This is a genomic window from Raineyella sp. W15-4 (genome assembly GCF_033170155.1).
GTDB lineage: Bacteria > Actinomycetota > Actinomycetes > Propionibacteriales > Propionibacteriaceae > Raineyella.
The window spans coordinates 2,041,542-2,064,971 of the sequence record NZ_CP137079.1; the positions used below are offsets into that span (position 1 = coordinate 2,041,542).

Consider the following 23,430-nt stretch of genomic DNA (forward strand, 5'->3'; position numbering starts at 1 on the left):
CACGCTCGATCCGTGGTTCCACGGTCAATGCCCGTCGATGGTAGCTCCGCCGCCCAGGGCCCGGCGCGCCCTGGCCAGGGCCTCCGGCAGGGCGGCCAGCAGGGCGGCCACGTCCTCCTCGCCGGTGCCGGCACCGAAGGAGAACCGCAGGCAGGACCGGGCCACCGCCTCGGGCAGCCCCATCGCCAGCAGGACGTGGCTGGTGCTGCTCACCCCCGCACTGCAGGCCGAGCCGACCGAGGCGTCGATGCCGGCGGCGTCCAGCAACAGCAGCAGGTCGTCGGCCTCGCACCCGTCGAAGGCGACGGTGAGGACGGCCGGGCTGGCGGTCGCCGGCAGCAGCGGCCGGACCCCGGGCAGCCGGCCCAGTCCGGCCAACAGCCGGGCCCGGAGGAGCCGCCACCGCTCGGCGCGGCCGGCCAACTCGGCGGCCGCCTCGGCCGCGGCGGCCGCGAAGCCCACCGCCAGCACCGGCGCCAGGGTGCCGGAGCGTACGCCGCGCTCCTGGCCGCCGCCGTGGACGATCGGCGCCGGGGACACCCTGCGGCGGACCAGCAGCGCGCCGATCCCGATCGGTCCGCCCACCTTGTGGGCCGAGATCGACGCCAGGTCGAGGCCGCTGGCGGCGAAGTCGAACGGGACGTGCCCGAAGGCCTGGACGGCGTCGGAGTGCGACCAGGCACCCGCGGAGCGGCACGCCTCGGCCAGCACCTCGACCGGCTGGATCGCGCCGGTCTCGTTGTTCACCGCCATCAGTGAGCCGACCGCGGTGGTCCGGCCGGGCTCCCCGGCCAGGGCGGCCCGGACGGCCTGCGGGTCCACCACCCCGTCGGCCCGGACCGGCAGCCTGACGACGTCGGCGCCGTCACGCTGCAGCGCGGGAACCAGGTCGTGCAGCGCATGGTGCTCGATCGCACTGATCACCACCCGGGGACGGCCCACGGGTTCGCCGGGCCCGGCGGTCCGACGGGCGATCCACGAGCCGTGCACGGCCAGATTGTCGGCCTCGGTCCCACCGGAGGTGAACACCACCTCCATCGGGTGCGCCCCCACAGCGGCGGCGAGTTCCTCCCGGGCCTCCTCCAGCACCCTGCGCGCCGCGCGACCACTGGTGTGCAGACTGGACGCGTTGCCGACCAGCGCCAGGTGCTCGCTCATCGCCCGTGCGGCGCCCGCGGTGAGCGGGCTGGTGGCCGCATGGTCGAGATAGGCACGCGGGTGCGTCGCTGTTCGGATCCCGGGAATCACCTCTGTACGGTATCCTTGCCTGGCGTTTGTTCGGCCCCGTTCCGTGGTGGCCCGTGGAACGGAGGTCCTGCAGGTAGCGTCGACGGCCGACAGCACTGCAGACTACCCGGGTCGACGTACGCCCCGGAGCCAACCCCCATCCGACCAGAAGGACGTTCTCCATGAGTGGCGTCACGCTCACCGCCCCGATCGACTCCAGCGTGCTCGGTGCACGCCTGCTCGCCGGCGGTGCCCGCTTCAGCCTGTGGGCGCCCCGCGCCACCCGGGTCGAACTGGCGCTCGTGGCCCCCGACCGCTCGCAGAAGAACCACGACATGGAGATGGGCAAGGACGGGGTGTGGACCGTCTTCGCCCCCGGCGTCATCGCCGGCCAGCAGTACGGCTACCGGGTGCACGGGGACTGGTCCCCGCAGACGGGTGAGCGGTTCAACCCCGCCAAGCTGCTGCTCGACCCGTACGCCCGGGCGATCACCGGTGGCGTGGACTACTCCGGGCCGATCCTCGACCACACCGCGGAATCGGACTACCTGCCCGATCCGATGGACTCCTTCGCCTCGGTGCCGCTCAGCGTGGTGGTGGCCGACACCCCGCCGCCCACGCCGATCGCCCGGCGCCGGACGATGGCCGAGTCGGTGATCTACGAGGCCCACGTCAAGGGGCTGACCCACCTGCATCCGGCCGTCCCGGAGCACCTGCGCGGGACCTACGGCGGCATCGCCTACCCCGCGGTGATCCAACACCTGGTGGACGCCGGAGTGACGGCGCTGGAGCTGATGCCGGTGCACCACTTCGTGTCCGAGCCGTTCATCATCGGTCGGGGCCTGTCGAACTACTGGGGTTACAACACCCTGGGCTACTTCGCCCCGCACGCTGCCTACTGTTCGGTGGGCACCCGCGGTGAGCAGGTCGCCGAGTTCAAGGCGATGGTCAGCGCGCTACACGAGGCCGGGATCGAGGTCATCCTCGACGTGGTCTACAACCACACCGGTGAGGGCGGCCACGAGGGCCCGACGCTGGCCTGGCGCGGTATCGACCACGGCGCCTACTACCGGCTGACCTCCGACATGCACAACGACTACGACGTCACCGGCTGCGGCAACTCCGTCGACACCTCCCAGCCCGGCGTGCTGCAGATGACCATGGACTCGCTGCGCTACTGGGTGACCGAGATGGGCGTCGACGGCTTCCGGTTCGACCTCGCCACCGAGCTGATCCGCAACGAGAAGCACTACGTCGCCCAGGACCACCCGTTCAAGAAGCTCGTCGCCGCCGACCCGGTGCTGCGCGACATCAAAATGATCGCCGAGCCGTGGGACATGGGTCCGTACGGCTACCAGGTCGGCGCCTGGGGGCCGGGGTGGAGCGAGTGGAACGACCGTTTCCGCGGCCACACCCGCGACTTCTGGCGGGGTGCGGTGCACGGGGTGCAGGAGCTGGCGACCCGGCTGTCCGGCTCCGGTGAACTGTTCCAGCACTCCGGTCGCCGGCCGGAGGCCTCGGTCAACTTCGTCACCGCCCACGACGGTTTCACCATGCGCGACCTGGTGACGTACGACGTCAAGCACAACAACGCCAACGGCGAGGCGAACCGGGACGGTTCGGACGACAATCGGTCCTGGAACTGCGGCGTCGAGGGCGAGACCGAGGATCCGGAGATCGTCGAGCTGCGCCACCGGCAGGTGCGCAACATGATGGCGACCCTGCTGGTCTCCACCGGGGTGCCGATGATCACCGCCGGCGACGAGATCGGCCGGACCCAGCTGGGCAACAACAACGCGTACTGCCAGGACTCCCCCATCTCCTGGGTGCACTGGGACACCGCGGACTCCTGGGCCGACGTACTCGAGGTGACCCGGACCTTCACCCGGCTGCGCGCCGAGCACCCGGTGCTGCGCCCGCAGGACTGGCGCAACGGCGAGTTCGTGGTGGACGCCGCCGGCAGTGAGCTCGGCCGCAAGAACCTCGCCTGGTTCGACGGCGAGGACATCGAGATGGACAACGAGGACTGGCGCGACGGCACCCGACGCACCCTGGGGATGTACGTCTCCGACCTCCACGAGGGCTTCCTGATCTGGGTGCACGGTGGCGACCAGCCCGAGGATGTGCCGCTCCCGGGCGGCCCGTGGGCGTTGAGCTACCAGGTGGTCGCCCACACCGGGCTGGCCGACGAGTTGCCCACCGGCACACTGCCCGCCGACACCCGGCTGCAGCTGCCGGCCCGCTCGGTGGTCGTGCTCCAGGTGGAGCTGCCCGACCGACAGGTGCCCGCCGCGGCGCCGGCCGGCGCGGCCTCCACCCCGGCCGCACCGGCCGAATCGGGCCCGGACAAGCCCGGCGAGGAGACCGAAGGCACCGGGGACCCGGCAGGATCCGAGCAGTCCGGCGCCGAGGCGCTCGGCGCCGGAGTCTGAACCGCCCGCTCACCCGGGTCCGGGTGAGCGGGCGGTATCTCTGTCAGGCGGTGCCGCTGTCGGTCTGTCGATGCGTCAGTCCGTCGACACCGTGGCCAGGCCCATCTCGGCGATGGTGGCCAGACCGTCCCGCTTGGGCACGACCCGGCAGGTCACCCCGACCGATCCGGCGGACTCCAGCGGGATGACGGCGGAGTAGCGCACCCCGCCGTCGACCCGGTCACCGGCGACGGCCGGGTGGATGACGATCTCGTGCAACTCGTCGTCGTCGTCCACCGAGCCCAGCACCATCTGCACCTCGACGTCGTCGGGGGTCAGCTCGCCGAGACGGACGACGGCGGACAGGGTCAGCTCGGAGCCCAGTGCGCGCGACCCGGCGTCCAGCCCCTCGACCCGGGAGACGTTGACCTGCGGCCAGGCGGTGCGGATCCGCTGCTTCCAGGCGGCGGTCTCGGCGGCGTTGTCGTTCTCGGCCATCCGCGCCGAGGACCGGGCGGTGGGCAGGTACATCGTCTCGGTGTACTCGCGGACCATCCGGGAGGCAAGGATCTTCGGGGTCAGGCCGGACATGATGTCGCGGATCATGGTGATCCACGCCGTCGGCAGGCCGTTGGCGTCGCGGGTGTAGAACCGCGGGATGATCTCGTTCTCGATGATCTCGTACAGCGCCGCGGCCTCCTGGGCGTCACGCTGGTCGGCGCTGACGACGTTCTCGGCCGAGGGGATCTCCCAGCCGAACTTCGGGTCGTACCACTCGTCCCACCAGCCGTCCCGGACCGACAGGTTCGCGGCACCGTTCATCGCGGCCTTCATCCCGGAGGTGCCGCAGGCCTCCTGCGGGCGCAGCGGGTTGTTGATCCACACATCGCAGCCCGGGTAGAGCGGCCGGGCCAGCGACATGTCGTAGTCGGGCAGGAAGACCAGCCGCTCCCGGACGTCCTCGGCGTCGGCGAAGCGGACCATCTGCTGGATCAGTCCCTTGCCGATGTTGTCCGCCGGGTGGGCCTTGCCCGCGATGACGATCTGGATCGGCCGCTCGGGATCGTTGAGCAGCTTCTTCAGCCGCTCCGGGTCGCGCAGCATCAGCGTCAGCCGCTTGTAGGACGCCGCCCGGCGGGCGAAGCCGAAGGTGAGGACGTTCGGATCGAGCGCCCGCTCGACCCACTCGGTGTTGCCCGACAGACCGCGCGCCTTCAGCGAGGCGGCGAGGCGCTCGCGGGCCATCCGGACCAGGCCACCGCGCATCCGCTGCTTCAGCGACCAGATGGTGGTGTCGTCCACCCGGTCCAGCGCCGACCAGTCGTAACCGTCGATCACGGTGTCGCTGTCGGAGGTGGGGGTGGCCATCAACTCGAGCAGGTCGGGGTGGATCCAGGTCTTGTGATGCACGCCGTTGGTGACCGAGCCGATCGGCACCTCGGAGACGTCGAAGGAGGGCCACAGGCCCTGGAACATCTGCCGCGACACCTCGCCGTGCAGCTGCGACACGCCGTTGGCACGCTGGCCGAGCCGGAAGCCGAGCACGGCCATGTTGAACACCCCGCGGTCACCGCCGACGTAGTCCTCGGTGCCGAAGGTCATGATCCGGTCCAGCGGCAGCGGGGCGAAGGTGCGGAACTGGTCGGCGACCAGGTCCCGCGGGAACCGGTCGATGCCGGCCGGGACGGGGGTGTGGGTGGTGAACAGGGAGCCGGCGCGGGTGCGCTCGACCGCGGTGTCGAAGTCGATGCCGTCGTTCATGTACTCGCGGATCCGCTCCAGGCCGAGGAAGCCGGCGTGGCCCTCGTTCGCGTGGTAGACGGTGGGGGTCGGGTCCCCGGTGATCCGACAGTACTCGCGCAGCGCCCGGACACCGCCGATACCCAGCAGCACCTCCTGGGCGAGGCGGTGGTCGACCCCGCCGCCGTACAGCCGGTCGGTGACGGCCTGGGCAGCCTCGGAGTTGCCGTCGACGACGGAGTCCAGCATCAGCAGCGGCACCCGGCCGACCTGCGCGACCCAGATCTGGGCGCGGAAGGTCTCCTGGCGCAGCGGGACCTCCACCGTGACCGGCTGGCCCTGCTCGTCGTGCAGCAGGGTCAGCGGCAGGTCCAGCGGGGCGAGCATCGGGTAGCGCTCCTGCTGCCATCCCTGGGCGTCGAGCGACTGCCGGAAGTAGCCGTGCCGATAGAACAGGCCGACGCCGATGATAGGGATGCCGGAGTCCGAGGCGGCCTTCAGGTGGTCGCCGGCCAGGATGCCGAGACCGCCGGAGTACTGCGGCAGGACCTCGGCGACGCCGAACTCGGCGGAGAAGTAGGCGATCCGCTGCGGAGCGCCCTCGTGCTGGGCGGCGAATGCCTGGTACCAGCGGTCGACGGTGAGGTAGTCCTTGAGGTCACGTCGCGCGTACTCGACCTGACGGGCGAACCGGGTGTCCGCCGCCAGCGCGGCGAGACGCTTCGCATCGATGCGGGAGAGGAGCTTGCGCGGGTCCTGCCCGGTGGCTTCCCAGAGCGCCGGATCCATCGCGCGGAAGAGTTCCTTGGTGGGTTCGTTCCAGTACCAGCAGAGGTTACGGGCCAGGTCCTCGAGCGGCTTCAGCGGCTCGGGGAGTACGGGATGAACGGTGAAACGTCGAATAGCTCGCACGGGCCAAACCCTACCGACGGCACACCCACCGGATCGAGCCCCGTGTCGCACGCCACAGCAGTCCGCGCGCCGGACGTCACCCCGCCGACGACACGGTCGGCAGCTGCGGATTGTGCCTGTGCCGGGGACTCCGTCCCCGCTAGGTTGGACCCGTGACCCCGCAGCAGCCTTCCGACGAGTCCAGCACCCCGACCCCGCCCGCCGTGGATGCCAACGGCACCACGCGCAAGACGACCGCCAAGAAGTCGACCTCCAAGCGCGCCACGACCAAGAAGTCGGGTACGACGAAGTCCACCGCGGCGAAGAAGTCCTCGGCGTCGGCCGCCCGGCCCACGTCCGAGGCCAAGCCCACCCGCACCGCCCGGCCCACCACGCCGGCCGCCCCCACGGCTGCCACCACGGTCCTCACGGCCGAGCCGACTGCCGCTGCCACCCCGGCGCCCGCGGCCGCGCGGTTCCCGGCCGTGCACACCGCCGAGGCGTTCTCCCGGGACCTGCCGGCACCCCCGTCGCCGCGGACCGAGCTGCCGGCGGTCGAGCCGGGAGCCCCGGCGATCGGCGCCCGGATCGGCCGGATCCCGGTGACCGACGTCTCGCCGGTGATCGCCGGCGGCGCCTACCCGGCCAAGGCTGCGGTCGGGGAGTCGTTCCCGGTCCGGGCGACGATCTGGCGCGAGGGCCACGACACGGTCAACGCGTCGGTGATCGCGGTCGGCCCCGAGGGCCAGGAGATCCGCACCGACATGTCCCCGTGGGGCACGCCGGGCCTGGACGGCTGGGAGGCCTGGATCAGCCTGCCGACCGAGGGTGCCTGGCGGTTCCGGGTCGAGGGCTGGGACGACCCCTGGGGCACCTGGTTGCACAACGCCGAGATCAAGCTGACCAAGAGCATCGACGTGGAGCTGGTCTGCGCCGAGGGGCGGCTGCTGCTGGAGGGTGCCGCGTTGCGCGCCGAGCAGGCGGGCCGGCGCGGCGACGCTGCCATCCTGCGCGGCGCGGCGATCGCGTTGCTCGCCGAGCGCCCCGCCGACGAGCTGATCGAGCTGATCGAGAGCAGCGGGGTACGCCGCGCGATGCGGTCCCACGGCCCGCGTCTGCTGATCTCCCCCTCCCCCGAGTACCCGGTGTTCGTCGATCGCCAGCGGGCGCTGTTCTCCTCCTGGTACGAGTTCTTCCCGCGGTCCCAGGGCGCCTACCAGGATGCCGACGGCTGGCACTCCGGCACCCTGGAGACCTCGACGGCGCGGCTGGAGGACATCGCGGCGATGGGCTTCGACGTGGTCTACCTGCCGCCGATCCACCCGGTCGGCACCTCCTTCCGCAAGGGCCGCAACAACACCCTCACCCCGGAGCCCGGCGATCCCGGGTCGGTCTGGGCGGTCGGCTCACCGGCCGGCGGCCACGACGCCATCCACCCCGACCTGGGCACCTTCGAGGACTTCGACCGGTTCGTCGCCCGGGCCCGTGAGCTCGGCCTCGAGGTGGCCCTCGACCTGGCGCTGCAGGCCTCGCCCGACCACCCGTGGGTCAGCACGCACCCGGAGTGGTTCACCGAGCGGGTCGACGGCACCATCGCGTACGCCGAGAACCCGCCGAAGAAGTACCAGGACATCTACCCGATCAACTTCGACCGCGATCCGGAGGGGATCTACGCCGAGGTGCTGCGGATCGTCCGACTGTGGATCTCGCACGGGGTGACGATCTTCCGGGTCGACAACCCGCACACCAAGCCGATCAACTTCTGGGCCTGGCTGCTGGCGGAGGTCCGCCGGACCGATCCCGGGGTGATCTTCCTCGCCGAGGCGTTCACCCGCCCGGCGATGCTGCAGACCCTCGGGCGGATCGGTTTCCACCAGAGCTACACCTACTTCACCTGGCGGACGGAACGCTGGGAGATCGAGGAGTACGTCAACGAGCTGGCGTACGAGACCTCCGCCTGGGTGCGGCCGAACTTCTTCGTCAACACCCCCGACATCCTGCACGCCTACCTGCAGTACGGCGGGCCGGCAGCGTTCACCATCCGGGCGGTGCTGGCCGCGACCAGCTCGCCCAGCTGGGGGATGTACTCCGGCTACGAGCTCTTCGAGCACGAGGCCGTCCGGCCCGGCTCCGAGGAGTACCTGAACTCGGAGAAGTACGAGTACCGGCCGCGCGACTACGACCAGCAGCCCAACCTGAAGATGCTGATCGGCAAGCTCAACGGGGCCCGCCGGGCCCATCCGGCGCTGCAGCAGCTGCGCAACGTACGCTTCCAGAACTCGGAGAACCCGGAGGTGATCGCCTACATCAAGGCCACCGACACCCCGGAGGGTCAGGACGCGGTCATCGTCGCGATCAACCTCGACTCGCAGCACACCCAGGAGTCGACGATCCACCTCGACATGGGGGTCTTCGGACTGTCCGAGGGCGACAAGCTGCGGGTGCGTGACGAGCTGACCGGCCAGGAGTACGACTGGGGCGCCCACGACTTCGTCCGGCTCACCCCCCAGCAGCCGGCCCATCTGCTGGCGGTGATCTCGGCCGAGCCGCGCCGCGACTGACAGCCCGACAGCCCACCATGACGGCGGCGGCCGACACGCAGTGGTTCCGTACCGCTGTGTTCTACGAGGTGATGATCCGGAATTTCTCCGACTCCGACCAGGACGGGATCGGTGATCTGGCCGGACTCGCGGAGCGCCTCGACTACCTCCAGTGGCTGGGGGTCGACTGCCTGTGGCTGCCGCCGTTCTTCCCGTCGCCGCTGGCCGACGGCGGGTACGACATCCAGGACTACCGCGACGTGATGCCGGAGCTCGGCACCCTGGAGGACTTCCGCGGCTTCATCGCGAGAGCCCATGAGCGGGGCATCCGGATCATCATCGACTTCGTGATGAACCACACTTCCGCCGCCCACCCGTGGTTCCAGGAGTCCCGCCGCGACCCGGACGGCCCGTACGGCGACTACTACGTCTGGCGCGACGAGCCGGAGGAGTATCTCGACGCCCGGATCATCTTCGTCGACACCGAGGAGTCCAACTGGAGCTACGACGAGGTGCGCGGACAGTACTTCTGGCACCGGTTCTACAGCCACCAGCCGGACCTCAACTACGAGAACCCCCGGGTGCTCGACGAGATGCTCTCCGCGCTGCGGTTCTGGGCCGACCTGGGCATCGACGGGTTCCGGCTCGACGCGGTGCCCTACCTGGTCGAGACCGACGGCACCGACTGCGAGAACCTGCCCGGCACCCACACCATCCTCAAGGCGGTCCGCAAGGAGCTGGACGACCACTACCCGGGGACGCTACTGCTGTGCGAGGCGAACCAGTGGCCGCACGACGTGGTCGAGTACTTCGGCGACGGGGACGAGTGCCAGATGGCCTTCCACTTCCCGGTGATGCCCCGGCTGTTCATGGGCCTGCGGCAGGCCGACCGGACCTGCATCTCCGACATCCTCGCCGATACCCCGGCCATCCCGGCGGGCTGCCAGTGGGGCACCTTCCTGCGCAACCACGACGAGCTCACCCTCGAGATGGTCTCCGCCGAGGACCGCGAGTACATGTGGGCCGAGTACGCCCCCGACCCGCGGATGCGCTGCAACATCGGCATCCGGCGCCGGCTGGCGCCGCTGGTCGACGGTGACCACGCCCGGGTCCGGCTGCTGCACGCCCTGCTGCTGGCGCTGCCCGGCTCCCCCTGCCTCTACTACGGCGACGAGATCGGCATGGGCGACAACATCTGGCTGCACGACCGCGACGGGGTACGGACCCCGATGCAGTGGCGGGACGCCCCCGGCGCAGGCTTCTCGACCGCGGCGGAGGCCGAGCTCTACCTGCCGCTGATCGTCGACCCCGAGTACGACCGGTCGATGGTCAACGTCGAGGCCCAGATGATGGATCCCGGCTCACTGCTGCAGTGGGTGCGCGCGATGCTGGTGATCCGGCGCGCCCACCCGGTGTTCGGCACCGGCGACTTCACCGACCTGGGCGGGGAGAACACCGCGGTCTTCGCCTTCCTGCGCCACGACGACAGCGAGACGGTGCTGTGCCTGAACAACCTCTCCGCCGAACCGCAGCAGGTCACCCTCGACCTGTCCGCCTTCCGGGGGCGTACGCCGCGACGGCTGGCCCGCGACGAGTTCCACCCGCCGATCGGCGCGGAGCCCTACACCCTGCAGCTGCCCGGTCACGGCTTCTCCTGGCTGGTGCTGGAGGAGGCCGCCACGGTGATGTCGCCGGGAACACATCCGGAACCGGCCGCGGGGCCGGCGCACCGCGCCGATGATGAGGGGACCCCGGGATGGGCCGAGGCGGGCCGGCCACGGACCCACCGGGCCCACGACGGGCGCAGCGTCGAGGAGGTGGGACGTGGCCGAGGAGTTCGCTGAGCTCGCCGTCCGGGTGCTGGCCGGGTCGCGGTGGTTCGCCGGGAAGGGCCGGCCGCTGCGGCTGGTCCGGGTCGTCCCACTGCCGTGGACCGTGCACCGGGCCGATCCTGCGCCCGGTGGTCTGGCCGGGGTCCGGGCGGTGCTGGTGACCGTCGCGCACGACGACGTCCACCCGGTCGCCACGCACACCTACCAGTTCCTGCTCGCCGTCCGTCGTCCCGGTCCGGCCGTCCCGCCGGGGTGGTACGGCCGCTGTCGCGACGCGTCGGTGACCGGCACGACCGAGGTGGTCGAGGTCGCCGACGCCACCCGCGACGCCGAGGCGATGACGGCCGTACTGACCGCGCTCGGCACACCTCCCGACCCGCACCCGGCCAGCGCGGGAGCGATCCACCACCACCTGCTGGTCCCACTGCCCGACGCCGACCTCACCCCGCGGCCGTTCACCGGCGAGCAGTCCAACAGCTCGGTCTTCTACGGCGACGCGCTGATCCTCAAGGTCTTCCGCCGCCTGGAGATCGGCCACAACCTCGACATCGCCGTGCACGAGGCGCTGGGCCACGAGGCCGCCGGCGGCACCGCGGTGCTGTACGGCTGGTCCGAGGCCCGGTGGAGCGACGGCACCGAGGTGCTCGGCGCTGACCTGGCGATGCTCACCGAGCGCTTCCGCGACGCCCGCGACGGCTGGCAGCTCGCCCTCGACGCCTGCGCGGCCGGGGAGGACTTCGCGGGCGAGGCCGAGGCACTGGGACGTACGCTGCGGCTGGTCCACGACGGCCTGGCCCGACGGTTCCCGACCGTGGAGCTGGCCGGGGGGACGGTCGCCACCGCGATGGCCGCACGTCTCGACACCGCGGAGCGGGCCGCCCCGGCACTGACACCGTACGCCCCCGCCCTGCGGGCTGCCTTCGCCGCCCTGGCCGGCCGGACCGTCCCCGCCCAGCACGTGCATGGCGACTTCCACCTCGGCCAGGTGCTCCGGACGCCGGACGGCTGGCGGGTGATCGACTTCGAGGGGGAGCCGCTGAAGACGCTGGCCGAGCGGTGGGCGCCGGACTCCCCCTGGCGCGACGTCGCCGGCATGCTCCGTTCCTTCGACTACGCCGCCGCGGCCCGCCGACCCGGCGAGGCCACCGACCGGGCCCCGGCGCTGGCCTGTCGGCAACGATGCCGTACCGGTTTCCTGTCCGGCTACTGCTCCGGCCCCCCGACCGCGTCCGATCTGGCAGTCTTGCGGGCGTACGAAGCGGACAAGGCCGTCTACGAAGTCGTCTACGAGGTCCGCAACCGTCCCGACTGGGTGGCAATCCCACTCGCGGCGGTTGCTGAGCTCGCCTCACCGTCGTCCGACCCGAGCGGCGGGCAGTCACCGAACCCTGAGGAGAAGTAGGTCATGCACGATTACTTTGGAGGGCTGACGGGGTGGGACCTGGAGGGGTTCCATCAGGGCGGCGACACCGAGGTGTGGCGCCGCCTCGGAGCCCACCTCTGCACCGTCGAGGACGACGAGCGCGGCACGCTGCACGGCACCCGGTTCGCCGTCTGGGCGCCGAACGCGCAGGAGGTCCAGCTCATCGGTGACTGGAACCACTGGCAGGCCGGCGCGAACACGATGAAGCTGATCCCCGGGTCCGGCTGCTGGGGTGCCTTCGTGGAGGGCATCGGGGAGGGTGCGCTGTACAAGTTCCGGATCCTCGGTGCCGACGGCCAGTGGCACGAGAAGGCCGATCCGATGGCCCGCAAGGCCGAGGGCCCGCCGAACACCGCCTCCATCGTCACGGTCGACAACTACCCCTGGCACGACCAGGGCTGGATGGAACACCGGCCGGCGACCGAGCTGTGGCGCTCCCCGATGAGCGTCTACGAGGTGCACCTCGGCTCCTGGAAGCCCGGCAAGACGTACCAGGAGCTGGCGGAGGACCTGGTCGAGTACGTCAAGTGGCAGGGCTTCACCCACGTCGAGTTCATGCCCGTCGCCCAGCACCCGTTCTCCGGATCGTGGGGCTACCAGGTCACCGGCTACTTCGCCCCGATGTCGAAGTTCGGCACCCCCGACGACCTGCGCTTCCTGATCGACCGGCTGCACCAGGCCGGCATCGGCGTGATCATGGACTGGGTGCCCGGCCACTTCCCCAAGGACGAGTGGGCGCTGGGCCGGTTCGACGGCACCGCGCTCTACGAGCACGCCGACCCGCGGCTGGGCGAGCACCCCGACTGGGGCACCTACATCTTCAACTTCGGCCGCAACGAGGTGAAGAGCTTCCTGGTCTCCAACGCCCTCTACTGGCTGAGCGAGTTCCACGTCGACGGCCTGCGCGTCGACGCGGTCGCCTCGATGCTCTACCTGGACTACTCCCGCGAGGACGGGCAGTGGGTGCCCAACCAGTACGGCGGCAACGAGAACCTCGACGCGATCGACTTCCTGCGCTACGTCAACCGGCATCTGTACGAGCGTCAGCCCGGCTGCGTGATGATCGCCGAGGAGTCGACCTCCTTCCCGGGGATCACCAAGCCGGTCGACCAGGGCGGTCTGGGCTTCGGGTTCAAGTGGAACATGGGCTGGATGAACGACACCCTGCGCTACATCGAGCACGAGCCGATCCATCGCCAGTACCACCACAACAACATGACCTTCGCGATGGTCTACCAGTACTCGGAGAATTTCGTCCTGCCGATCAGCCACGACGAGGTGGTGCACGGCAAGGGCTCGATGTTCGGCAAGATCCCGGGCGACGACTGGCAGAAGTTCGCCACCCTACGCGCCTACTACTCCTTCATGTGGGCCCACCCCGGCAAGCAGCTGATCTTCCAGGGCTGCGAGATCGGCCAGCGCAGCGAGTTCAACGACAAGCAGGGTGTCGACTGGCTGGCCCAGCCGCATTGGGGCCACCACGGCCTGCAGCAGCTGATCAAGGACCTCAACGCCGCCTACCAGGCCACCCCGGCACTGTGGGAACTCGACCAGGACCCGGCCGGCTTCCGCTGGATCAACGCCGACGACGCGTCGGCCAACGTATTCAGCTTCCTCCGGTTCGATCGCGGCGGGAACGCCCTGGCGGCGGTGATCAACTTCTCGCCGGTGCCGCACACCAACTACCGGATCGGGCTGCCGCTGCCGGGGGCCTGGACCGAGGTGCTCAACACCGACGCCCCGGCGTACGACGGGACCGGGGAATGGGGCAACCTCGGCGAGATCCACACCGAGGAGATCTCCAACAACGGGCTGCGGCAGAGCGCCACGGTCGTCGTCCCGCCGCTCGGCGCGGTGTGGTTCACGCACCGGGCGGAGAACGTCATCGCGGGCTGAGCCCGACGACACCGAAGGGGGGCCGTCCACCGCGCAGTGGACGGCCCCGATCCGCCCTCGGCGGGCTCAGAACAGTGCGTTGGCCAGGTCGCGGCGGGCCTTCGCCAGTGCCGGGTCCGCCGGATCCAGGGTCTCGAACAGGTCGAGCAGCCGGCGCCGCAGCGGCTCCCGGTCGTCGCCCGCGGTGCTCCGGATCAGCCGGATGATCAGCGCGAACGCCTCGCCCGCACGACCCTGCACCATCGCCAGGTCGGCGGCGTCCAGCACCGCGGCGGTATCGGCCGGATCCGCGGCCAGTCGGGCCTCGATGCCGGCCGGGTCGACCCGGCCGGCGCGCGCCCACAGACCTGCCTGGGCCTTGCCGATCCGAGCCTCTGCATCGGCCGGGTTGGCCCGCAACAGCGCGTCGAACGCCTCCTCGGCGGCCGCGAAGTCGCCCCGGGCCACTGCCTCGTCGGCCGCCGCGTAGCGGGGGTCGCGCACCGGCTCCGTCTCCGGATCATCCGGGACCGCGATCGGCTCGGCGTGCCCGGCGATCCCGTTCGCCAGCGCCGCCTGGAGCAGCTGATCGATCACCGCGGCGATGTCGTCATGCGGCAGGACGCCCTGGAAGAGCGGCACGGCCTGGCCGGCGAGCAGCCCCAGCACGGTCGGCACTGCCTGGATCTGCAGGGCCGCGGCGATCTGCGGGTGGGCGTCGCAGTCGACCCGGGCCAGCAGCCAGCGACCCTCGGCGGCGTTCACCAGACCGGCGAGATCGGCCGCCAGCTGGTCGGCGCCCTGGGCCCGGGGCGAGGTCAGTTCGAGCACCACCGGATACTGCAGCGACCGCCGGACCGTCGCCTCGAGGGTCGACTCGTCGACCTCCACGACCCAGGAGTTCCGGGTCCCCCGGCGACCGGCGCCGGCCGGACGCTGGGTGAGGGCGGACAGGTCCACGGCACCGGGTCGGTTGAAGGTGGAATTGGTCATCGCTGCTCGGTTCTCCTCGTCGTCCACTGCCTGTCGCGTCCTGCGCCGTCCGGCTGTGCCGTCCCGGCCGATCGGGTCCGGGAGTCGCCTGCCGCGCCCAGCCTACTAGGGGCATGATGAACCCATGGCTCACGCACGCGCTGGTCAGCCGGCCCTCCCGGAAGATCTCATCAACGTCGACGACGTCCTGTCCGCCTACCACAGCATCGTTCCCGATCCGACGAACCCTGATCAGCAGGTCGTCTTCGGGACCTCGGGGCATCGTGGTTCGAGTCTCGACGGGGCGTTCAACGACGCCCACATCGCCGCGATCACCCAGGCGATCGTCGAGTACCGCACCGCCCAGGGGTTCGTCGGCCCGCTCTACCTCGGCAAGGACACCCACGCCCTCTCGCTGCCCGCCTGGAAGACCGCGATCGAGGTCCTGGTCGCCAACGGTGTGGACGTCCGCGCCGAGCAGGAGGACGAGTACACCCCGACCCCGGCGCTGTCCCGCGCGATCGTGGTGCACAACCGGGACAAGGCGCCGGCCGAGCCGCCGGCCGATGGCATCGTGGTCACTCCCTCGCACAACCCGCCGCGGGATGGCGGCTTCAAGTACAACCCGCCGCACGGCGGCCCCGCCGACACCGACGCGACCTCCGTGATCGCCGCGCGGGCCAACGCCCTGATCGCCGATCCCTCGCCGATCCAGCGGATCCCGTACGAGCAGGCGGCCGCTCAGGTCACCCGGTACGACTACCGCACCCCGTACTGCCAGGACCTGGCGAACATCATCGACCTGGACGCGATCCGGGCCGCCGGGGTCCGGATCGGGGCTGACCCGATGGGCGGCGCCTCGGTGCAGTACTGGCAGTACATCGCCGAGCACCTCGGTCTCGACCTCACCGTGGTCAACCCGGTGGTCGACCCGACCTGGCGGTTCATGACGCTGGACACCGACGGCAAGATCCGGATGGACTGCTCCTCCCCGAACGCGATGGCCTCGCTGATCCGCAACCGGGACCGGTTCGACCTTTCCACCGGCAACGACGCGGACTCCGACCGGCACGGCATCGTCACCCCCGACGCGGGCCTGATGAACCCCAACGCCTACCTGTCGGTGGCCATCCAGTACCTCTACACCCACCGCCCCGACTGGCCCGCCGACTGCGGGATCGGCAAGACGCTGGTGTCCTCGTCGATGATCGACCGGGTCGCCGAGGACATCGGTCGTACGCTGGTCGAGGTCCCGGTCGGCTTCAAATGGTTCGTGCCCGGGCTGAGCGACGGTTCGGTGGGCTTCGGCGGCGAGGAGTCCGCCGGTGCCTCCTTCCTCACCCGGGACGGCAGCACCTGGACCACCGACAAGGACGGCATCCTGCTCGACCTGCTCGCCGCCGAGATCCTCGCGGTCACCGGGCGGACCCCCTCCCAGCTCTACGAGGACCTGGTCGCCGAGCACGGCCGGCCGTACTACGCCCGGACCGACGCCGACGCCACCCGGGAGCAGAAGGCCCGGCTCAAGGCGCTCAGCCCGGCCGACGTCACCGCGGACACCCTCGCCGGCGAGCCGATCACCGCCATCCTCACCGCGGCCCCCGGCAACGGCGCACCGATCGGCGGGCTCAAGGTCACCACCGAGCACGCCTGGTTCGCCGCCCGCCCGTCGGGCACCGAGGACAAGTACAAGATCTACGCCGAGTCGATGCTCGGCGCCGAACACCTGGCGCAGGTCCAGCAGGAGGCCCAGGCGCTGGTCTCCGCCGTGCTGTCGGCCTGACCCGGAACGGCCGGGCCGGTGGGTCGATCGCGCCGGCACAGGCACTCGTGGTAGGAACTGAGCCATGGTGCACATGCCCGGCGCGGGGCCTGTCGGGCCCGGCCGCCGTGGCGGCCTGCCGGCCCATGACCCGCTGCCCCGGACCTGGGGCGATCTCCACGGCCACCTGTGGTGGTACGCCGTCCGCCGCTCGGTCGACGGCGTGCTGCGGCTGCAGTGCGTCGACCTGGCCGCCGCACTGACCTTCTACGCGGTGCTCGCCCTCGTCCCGGCGTTCATGGTGGTGGTCGATCTGGTCAGCTTCGTCGGCATGGACGAGCGGACCGTGGACCTCATCCTCTACGTGCTGACCGCGGTGGCGCCGGCCGGCGTCGCGAACGCCCTCGCCGGGCCACTGCGCGGTTTCGCCGACTCCGGGCTCCCGCCGGTCACCCTGGTCGTCGTGGTCCTCTTCACGGTGACGACGGCGAGCCTCTATCTGGGTGCGCTGGCCCGGATGCTCAACCGGGTCTACGAGGTGATGGAGGGCCGGCGCCTGCTGGTGCTGCCGCCGCTGCAGTACCTCACCACGCTGGCGCTGGTGGTGGCCGCGGCGCTGGCTGCCGTGCTGCTGATCGCCGGGCCGGCGGCGGTCGGAGCGGTCGGCGTCCTGCTGGGCATCCCCGGCACGCTGCTGCGGGTCTGGAACGCCCTGCGCTGGCCCGCGCTGGTCGTCGTCTCGCTGTTCGCCGCGATGACCGTCTACCGCACCGCCCCCAACGTCCGCCACGAGGGCACCCGCTGGCTGGTCCCGGGTGCGGTCGTCGCGGTCGGGCTGGGTGCCGTCGCGTCCTGGGTCCTCACGGTGTACGCGGCCCGGGCGTACGTCCGGCTCGACCTCAACTACGGCACACTGTCGGGGATCATCGTGCTGCTGATGTGGCTGTGGGTCTGCAACCTGGCGCTGATCATCGGCGGGGTGCTGAACGCCGAGCTGGCCCGGGCCCGGCGGCTGGCCGCGGGACTGCCGGCGGAGGACGACCAGTTGACCCCGCCGATCGACACCCGGCGGTCGTCCGCCTTCTCGGCCCGGCGGCGCAGTCTGGTGCTCGAGGGCCGGCGGCACCGGACGGCCGGCCGGCGCTGAGCCGGGCACGGTCGGCCGGGATCGATCAGGTGCCGTCGTCCTCGTCGACGATCGCGACCTTGAAATCCTTGCGCAGGCCGGACCGCTGGATCACCCGCTGGATGGTCAGGTCGCGCTCGTCGGGGCGGCCGACATAACGGATGTCGCGCAGCCCCTGGTCCTGGGCCGCCGACTCGAAGGTGAAGTGCCCGTACCCGAGCACCCGGCCGAGCAGCGGCTTGTGCACGCTGATGTCGAGGATCCGCGACATCGGGACGGTGGCGAGCTGCTGGTTGAAGACCCCGTGGACCCGGAACACCCGCATGTTCGTGATCACGAAGCGGTCCATGAACTCGACCTGGATGCGATAGAGCCCGTACGTCACCGGGACCAGCCCGACGGCGAGGACGAACCACCACAGCTCGCCCACGAAGGGCATCACCAGGATGATCACCACGCCCAGCAGGACGATCAGCACCGGTTTCACCATCACCACCCAGTGGTGCATCACCTCGTCGATGACGACCTCACCCTCGTCCGCGATCAGGTGATCGTCGATGTACGGATCGAGCACGTGGTCCAGGAACCGCCCGCGGCTCATCGCAGGCCCCGGCTCACCCGCGGGTCAGCGCGGTGAAGAAGGTGCCGATGGAGGCGAACAGGCCGAAGAACCCCCGGACGGCAGAGGCCGCCCCCTGGGGGTTGGTGAACAGGTAGAAGACGGCGAACGCGATGACCAGGACCAGCAGGGCCTTCCTCACCCAATTCAGCACGTCGACCTCCGATCGGGACGAGGACATGGACCGTCCCTATGTCTACCCCACGGCAACGTCACCTCGGGAGCAACACGCCGACCCGGTGTAGAATGAGGCAATTCACAGCGGTGGGGGGCTTATAGGCCACCGAAGTCGCTGGTAACATTTTGATCAACGCACAGACGTGGCACACGCTCATCGCCTCGAGTCCGCCGAACGGGGGTGACCACCATGACTCTGACAGCACCGATCCGGCCACATGTCCGCACGCATCGCCCGGCGCCCCCGCCCAGCGCCTGGGACCGTCTCGTGGAGCAGCGCCTCTCCTTCGAGGCCACCCAGCAGGGCCTCCGCCTGACGAAGACCTGCGTCTCCACCCTTGCCGCGCCGTACTTCCTCTACGTCGTACGGACGAACCGCCTCCTCACCGCCTCCGAGGGGGGGATGACCCTGGACCAGGTCGCCCGGTACCTGTTCCGCTGACCACCCCACCAGCTGATCCCCACACCGAGAACGTGCTGCTCCGGCAGCCGACTCGGTGTGGTGTGCCGTCAGAGATCCTCCAGGATCGCGTCGGCCGCGGCGTACGGATCGGTTTTCCCGTCGCGGACATCGGCCGCGATCGCATCGAAATGGGCCCGGCCCTGGCGGAGGAACCGCTGGCGTACGTTGCCGAGCGCCAACGCCTCGACCTCCGCGCGGGCCCGATCGAGTCGACGTGCCTGCCAGGCCTCGGTCTGCTGGGCATGGTCCCGGTGCGCCTGGATCTGGTCCACGAGGTCGGCGATGCCCTCCCCCTGGCTGGCCACCGTCCGGACGATCGGGGGCTTCCAGTCGTCGGGGCCGAGGTGGGCCAACGCCACCATGTTGCGCAGCTCCCGGACCAGGGCCTGGGTGCCGTCATGGTCCGCCTTGTTGACCACGAAGATGTCGGCGATCTCGAGGATGCCGGCCTTGGCCGCCTGGATCCCGTCCCCCATCCCGGGGGCGTTGAGCACCAGCACGGTGTCCGCGGTCTGGGTGATCTCCACCTCCGACTGCCCCACCCCGACGGTCTCCACGATCACGGTGTCGAAGCCGGCGGTGTCGAAGACCCGCAGCGCCTGGGGGGCTGCGGCGGACAGCCCGCCCAGATGACCCCGGGTCGCCATCGAGCGGATGTAGACATCCGGGTCGAGGGAGTGCTTCTGCATCCGGATCCGGTCCCCCAGCACCGCCCCGCCGGAGAACGGCGAGGACGGGTCGACGGCAAGCACCCCGACCCGCTGGCCGCGGGCCCGCAGCTCCGTCACCAGGGCCGAGGTGCTGGTCGACTTGCCGACCCCGGGCGAGCCGGTGATCCCGACGATATGACAGTGACCGGTGTCGGGGGCCATCAGCTCCATCGCCTGTCGCAGCGTCGGGGAGTTGTTCTCGATCAGCGTGATCAGGCGGCCCAGCGCCCGTGGCTTGCGTTGGCGGGCCCCCGCGATGAGCTCGGGCACGGTGGGCTGGGTACGGGCCACGGGGCACGTCCTTCCGGTGTCGCGTACGGAGGTTGGCTGATCGTTCCCAGCCTAGTGCGCCCGTGATCCGCGGGCTCGGGACCCCCTGTGGGGCGGACCACCGCACTGTGGAAAGCTGGAGTCATGAGCGAGTCATCTGTTGTATCCGACAACCAGGACATCTTCCTGTGCGTCGACCATGTCGGCTACGCGGTCCCCGACATGGACGAGGCGATCAAGCTGCACACCGAGGTCTTCGGCTGGCACGTGGTCTTCCGCGGCAAGAACGAGGAGCAGGGTGTCGAAGAGGTCATGCTGGCCACCAACGGCCATGACTTCACCGACCGTGATGCCGAGATCCAGCTGCTGGCCCCGCTGAGCGAGGACTCCACGATCGGCAAGTGGCTGGCCAAGAACGGTGGCCGTGGCGGCATCCAGCAGGTCGCCTACCGCGTCGCCGATGTGGAGAAGGCCGCCGAGATCCTCACCTCCCGCGGGGTCCGGATGCTCTACGACGGCCCACGGCACGGCACGTACGGCTCCCGGATCAACTTCTGCCACCCGAAGAGCACCGGGGGCGTGCTGCTGGAACTCGTCGAGCGCCCGGCGGATCCCGAGGGCTTCCTGCCCATCGCCTGACCCGGCTCCGGCAGCCGGGCGGGCCCGGCCCGACACCCCGGCGAACCACCGCCCCGCACCGGCCTTCCGGGTGCCCGCGCGGTGGTTCGTCGTTTTGTCCCCATGGCTGGGTAGCCTGGGACCAGTCGCCCACGTACGGACAGGAGACACCAGTGCCAGCGGACAACGAGGGACTCGACCTCTTCGACGAGACTGCCAGCGCGGTGGGGAGCTTCCCCACCGCCGCCTGGGGCGGTTACAACAAGGCGTCGGTGGACGAGTACCTCCGCTCCCTGGAGGCGCAGATCGCGGATCTCAAGCGACTCCAGCGGGACCTGCGCCGGACGGTGGACCAGCAACGCTCCGAGCTGGACAAGCCGGTCCAGATGGACTTCAGCAACCTCGGCACGCACGCCACCCAGATGCTCTCGACCGCCGAGGCCCAGGCCCGCGAGATCACCGACCGGGCGAACTCCCAGGCCGAGCAGATCCTCGCCGAGAGCCGCCAGCACGCGGCCGACATCCGCAACCACGCCGAGCGGGACGCCGAGGACCTGCGGACCACCACACTGGCGGAGTCCCGGGCGCTGCGCGACCGGTGGGAGGCCGAGAGCCAGCAGATCCTGGCCACCACCCGCGCCGACGCCGACGCCCTGGTCGGCACCGCCCGACAGCACTCCACCGATGTCACCGGTCAGGCCGACGCGCAGGCGGAGCTGGTGCGCTCCGGGGCGGAGGTGGAGGCGAAGGCGATCCTGGCCGAGGCCCAGCGGCTCGCCCAGGAGACCCGCGACGCCGCGGAGGCCTCCGCCCGGGCGACCATGGAGGCGGCCGAGGAACGCGCCCGGACGACCCTGACACAGGCCGAGGAAACCGCCCGGACCACCACCGCGGCAGCCGAGGAGCAGGCACGGACCACGCTCGCCGCGGCGAGCGAGCGGGCCGACACGATCCTGGCCGAGGCCCGGGCCGAGGCGACCACGTTGCGCGACGAGGCCCGGGCCGAGTCGGCGCTGCTGCAGAATTCCGCGCGGACCGAGGCCAGCCGGCTCCGCGACGAGGTGACCGAGGAGGTCCGGGCCACCCGCACCGAGCTCGCCGAGGAACGGGAGAAGACACTCACCGCGCTGATCCAGGAGAAGGAGCGGGTGCAGGAGCAGACATCGCGGATGCTCGCCGACGCGACGACCCGCCACGAGGCCCTGATTGCCTCGATCGCCGAGGAGACCGAGCGGGCCCAGCGACTGCGCACCGCTGCGATGGCCGAGGCCGAGCAGACCAAGGTGCTGGCGGCCCGGGAGGGCCAGCAGCTGGTCAACCAGGCCCACAAGGAGGCGGAGGCCGCCAACCAGACCGTCGCCGACCGGTGGGCCGAGCGGCAGAGCCGGCTGCGCCGGGAGACCGACATGCTCACCCAACGCAAGCACGCGATCCTGGCCCAGCTGTCGAACCTGTCCGCGCTGGCCGGCACCACCGCCGAGGACTTCCCCGACATGGAGTTCGGCGCCCTCGACGAGTTGGGCCGCGACCCGGTGATCGAGCTTCCGGTGGAGGCCGACGAGCCGGAGGTGGCCGACGAGGCGACGATCGTCCTGGACCGGGCCGAGGCGGAGCGGCTGGCCGGCGAGAACCCGGCGCCGGCCCGGCCGGCCGAGGACGACGCCCCCACCCAGGTCCGTCCGCTCCCGCCCACCGAGCCGGCCTCGCCCGCCTCGGGAGCATCGGCGGGGCACGGGAACACCACCCGCTGAGCCGGCCCGACGGCGGACCGGGCGGCCCGGCTCAGAACAACCGGTCCTCGGAGTGGTCCATCCCGCGCAACGCGTCGTAGTCGACCGTGACACAGCTGATCCCGCGGTCCTCGGCCAGGACGCGGGCCTGCGGCTTGATCTGCTGGGCGGCGAACACGCCCGCGACCTGACCGAGCCGAGGATCACGACGCATCAGCTCCAGGTAACGGGTGAGCTGCTCCACCCCGTCGATCTCGCCGCGCCGCTTGACCTCGACGGCGACGTACGCCCCGTCGGCGTCCTTGCACAGCAGGTCGACCGGCCCGATCGCGGTGGGGTACTCTCGGCGGACCAGCGACCAGCCCGGCCCGAAGGTCTCGGGGTTCTCCGCCAGCAGCTCCTGGAGGTGGGCCTCGACGCCGTCCTTCTGCAGGCCCGGATCGACGCCCAGCTCGTGCTCGGTGTCATGGAGGATCTCGGCGATGGCGATCTGCAGCCGGGACGGCTCCTTGCCGGTCCCCCGGACGGTCCACACCTCGGTGATCTCGGCGTCCAGCTCGTCGGTGACCGCGGCCTCGTCCTCCTCCGCCGGCCGGACGGTCATCGTGCAGGGGGCACTCATCCAGTTCAGCGGCTTGTACGCCCGGTCGTCGGCATGCACCGACACCGAGCCGTCCGCCTTGATCATGATCAGCCGATTCGCCATCGGCAGATGGGCGGTCAACGCCCCCGAATAGTCGACCTGACAGCGAGCAATCACCAAACGCACCGCTTCACGCTACCTGACTATGCTGGGCCGCAACATCCGAGCGTGCTGGGAGGACCATGAAGCGGCGGCCGAGCAAGCACCTGCGCGCGCCGCGGCCGCTGGGCAGCAGTCACGCACGCGAGGACCACAAGACGGACGGACGCTGGGTGGTCCGGACGATGGCCGGGCAGAACGCCGTGAAGACATACCGGTGCCCCGGCTGCGATCATGAGATCCGGCCCGGCACACCCCACCTGGTGGTCTGGCCGCACGACCCCGGACCCGGGGCCGACAGT

16 protein-coding genes and 1 pseudogene are annotated in these 23,430 nt (G+C 70.8%); 10 read left to right on the forward strand and 7 right to left on the reverse strand.

All coding sequences use genetic code 11. From position 1 onward, the window contains the following. Positions 1 to 24: 24 nt before the first annotated feature. Positions 25 to 1,248, reverse strand: coding sequence for a cysteine desulfurase family protein (locus R0145_RS09535; RefSeq protein WP_317836590.1), 1,224 nt, complete (start codon positions 1,246 to 1,248; stop codon positions 25 to 27). Positions 1,249 to 1,409: 161 nt separating this feature from the next. Here R0145_RS09535 and glgX point away from each other — a divergent pair, with 161 nt between their 5' ends. Then, positions 1,410 to 3,659, forward strand: a complete 2,250-nt coding sequence (gene glgX, locus R0145_RS09540) for a glycogen debranching protein GlgX (protein ID WP_317836591.1) — start codon at positions 1,410 to 1,412, stop codon at positions 3,657 to 3,659. Between the two features lie 75 nt (positions 3,660 to 3,734). On the opposite strand, the gene glgP is transcribed toward glgX, so the two are convergent. Beyond that, entirely contained in the window at positions 3,735 to 6,290 is a 2,556-nt protein-coding gene (gene glgP, locus R0145_RS09545; protein WP_317836592.1) for an alpha-glucan family phosphorylase, read from the reverse strand. 152 nt (positions 6,291 to 6,442) lie between these two features. Between glgP and R0145_RS09550 the strand changes: the two genes are divergently transcribed. The 4 genes and pseudogenes from R0145_RS09550 to glgB all read left to right on the forward strand — a co-directional run bounded on the left by R0145_RS09550 (position 6,443) and on the right by glgB (position 13,960). Beyond that, on the forward strand, positions 6,443 to 8,830 hold the full coding sequence (locus tag R0145_RS09550; protein ID WP_411742033.1) for an alpha-1,4-glucan--maltose-1-phosphate maltosyltransferase: 2,388 nt from the start codon (positions 6,443 to 6,445) through the stop codon (positions 8,828 to 8,830). Between the two features lie 17 nt (positions 8,831 to 8,847). Further along, positions 8,848 to 10,470 (forward strand): annotated as a pseudogene (gene treS / locus R0145_RS09555) (maltose alpha-D-glucosyltransferase); the annotation flags it as partial. Positions 10,471 to 10,633: 163 nt separating this feature from the next. Further along, the gene (locus R0145_RS09560) at positions 10,634 to 12,043 is read left to right on the forward strand and encodes a maltokinase N-terminal cap-like domain-containing protein (protein WP_317836593.1); all 1,410 of its coding nucleotides are present in this window, start codon (positions 10,634 to 10,636) and stop codon (positions 12,041 to 12,043) included. A gap of 3 nt (positions 12,044 to 12,046) precedes the next feature. Next, positions 12,047 to 13,960, forward strand: coding sequence for a 1,4-alpha-glucan branching protein GlgB (glgB, locus tag R0145_RS09565; RefSeq protein WP_317836594.1), 1,914 nt, complete (start codon positions 12,047 to 12,049; stop codon positions 13,958 to 13,960). Between the two features lie 66 nt (positions 13,961 to 14,026). Here the strand turns inward: glgB and R0145_RS09570 are convergent, their stop codons facing one another. Further along, complete coding sequence (locus tag R0145_RS09570; protein ID WP_317836595.1) at positions 14,027 to 14,932, reverse strand: tetratricopeptide repeat protein; 906 nt, start codon at positions 14,930 to 14,932, stop codon at positions 14,027 to 14,029. 124 nt (positions 14,933 to 15,056) lie between these two features. On the opposite strand from R0145_RS09570, the gene pgm reads away from it, so the two are divergent. After that, the gene (pgm, locus tag R0145_RS09575; RefSeq protein ID WP_317836596.1) at positions 15,057 to 16,694 is read left to right on the forward strand and encodes a phosphoglucomutase (alpha-D-glucose-1,6-bisphosphate-dependent); all 1,638 of its coding nucleotides are present in this window, start codon (positions 15,057 to 15,059) and stop codon (positions 16,692 to 16,694) included. A gap of 64 nt (positions 16,695 to 16,758) precedes the next feature. Next, the gene (locus R0145_RS09580) at positions 16,759 to 17,820 is read left to right on the forward strand and encodes a YihY/virulence factor BrkB family protein (RefSeq protein ID WP_317836597.1); all 1,062 of its coding nucleotides are present in this window, start codon (positions 16,759 to 16,761) and stop codon (positions 17,818 to 17,820) included. A gap of 25 nt (positions 17,821 to 17,845) precedes the next feature. On the opposite strand, the gene R0145_RS09585 is transcribed toward R0145_RS09580, so the two are convergent. After that, positions 17,846 to 18,400, reverse strand: coding sequence for a PH domain-containing protein (locus R0145_RS09585; RefSeq protein WP_317836598.1), 555 nt, complete (start codon positions 18,398 to 18,400; stop codon positions 17,846 to 17,848). Positions 18,401 to 18,413: 13 nt separating this feature from the next. Next, positions 18,414 to 18,599, reverse strand: coding sequence for a hypothetical protein (locus R0145_RS09590; protein ID WP_317836599.1), 186 nt, complete (start codon positions 18,597 to 18,599; stop codon positions 18,414 to 18,416). A 186-nt stretch (positions 18,600 to 18,785) separates the two neighbouring features. Here R0145_RS09590 and R0145_RS09595 point away from each other — a divergent pair, with 186 nt between their 5' ends. After that, positions 18,786 to 19,037 carry a hypothetical protein gene (locus R0145_RS09595; protein WP_317836600.1) on the forward strand — a complete coding sequence of 84 codons (252 nt, stop codon included), beginning with the start codon at positions 18,786 to 18,788 and terminating at the stop codon, positions 19,035 to 19,037. 68 nt (positions 19,038 to 19,105) lie between these two features. On the opposite strand, the gene meaB is transcribed toward R0145_RS09595, so the two are convergent. After that, a complete protein-coding gene (meaB, locus tag R0145_RS09600) occupies positions 19,106 to 20,059 on the reverse strand; it encodes a methylmalonyl Co-A mutase-associated GTPase MeaB (RefSeq protein WP_317836601.1) in 954 nt (317 codons plus the stop codon). 123 nt (positions 20,060 to 20,182) lie between these two features. Here meaB and mce point away from each other — a divergent pair, with 123 nt between their 5' ends. Next, positions 20,183 to 20,677, forward strand: coding sequence for a methylmalonyl-CoA epimerase (gene mce, locus R0145_RS09605; RefSeq protein WP_317836602.1), 495 nt, complete (start codon positions 20,183 to 20,185; stop codon positions 20,675 to 20,677). A gap of 152 nt (positions 20,678 to 20,829) precedes the next feature. Then, positions 20,830 to 22,407 (forward strand): DivIVA domain-containing protein, encoded by a 1,578-nt coding sequence (locus R0145_RS09610; RefSeq protein WP_317836603.1) that lies wholly within the window; start codon positions 20,830 to 20,832, stop codon positions 22,405 to 22,407. A 31-nt stretch (positions 22,408 to 22,438) separates the two neighbouring features. Here the strand turns inward: R0145_RS09610 and nucS are convergent, their stop codons facing one another. Continuing rightward, a complete protein-coding gene (gene nucS / locus R0145_RS09615) occupies positions 22,439 to 23,155 on the reverse strand; it encodes an endonuclease NucS (RefSeq protein WP_317836604.1) in 717 nt (238 codons plus the stop codon). Between the last annotated feature and the right edge of the window lie 275 nt (positions 23,156 to 23,430).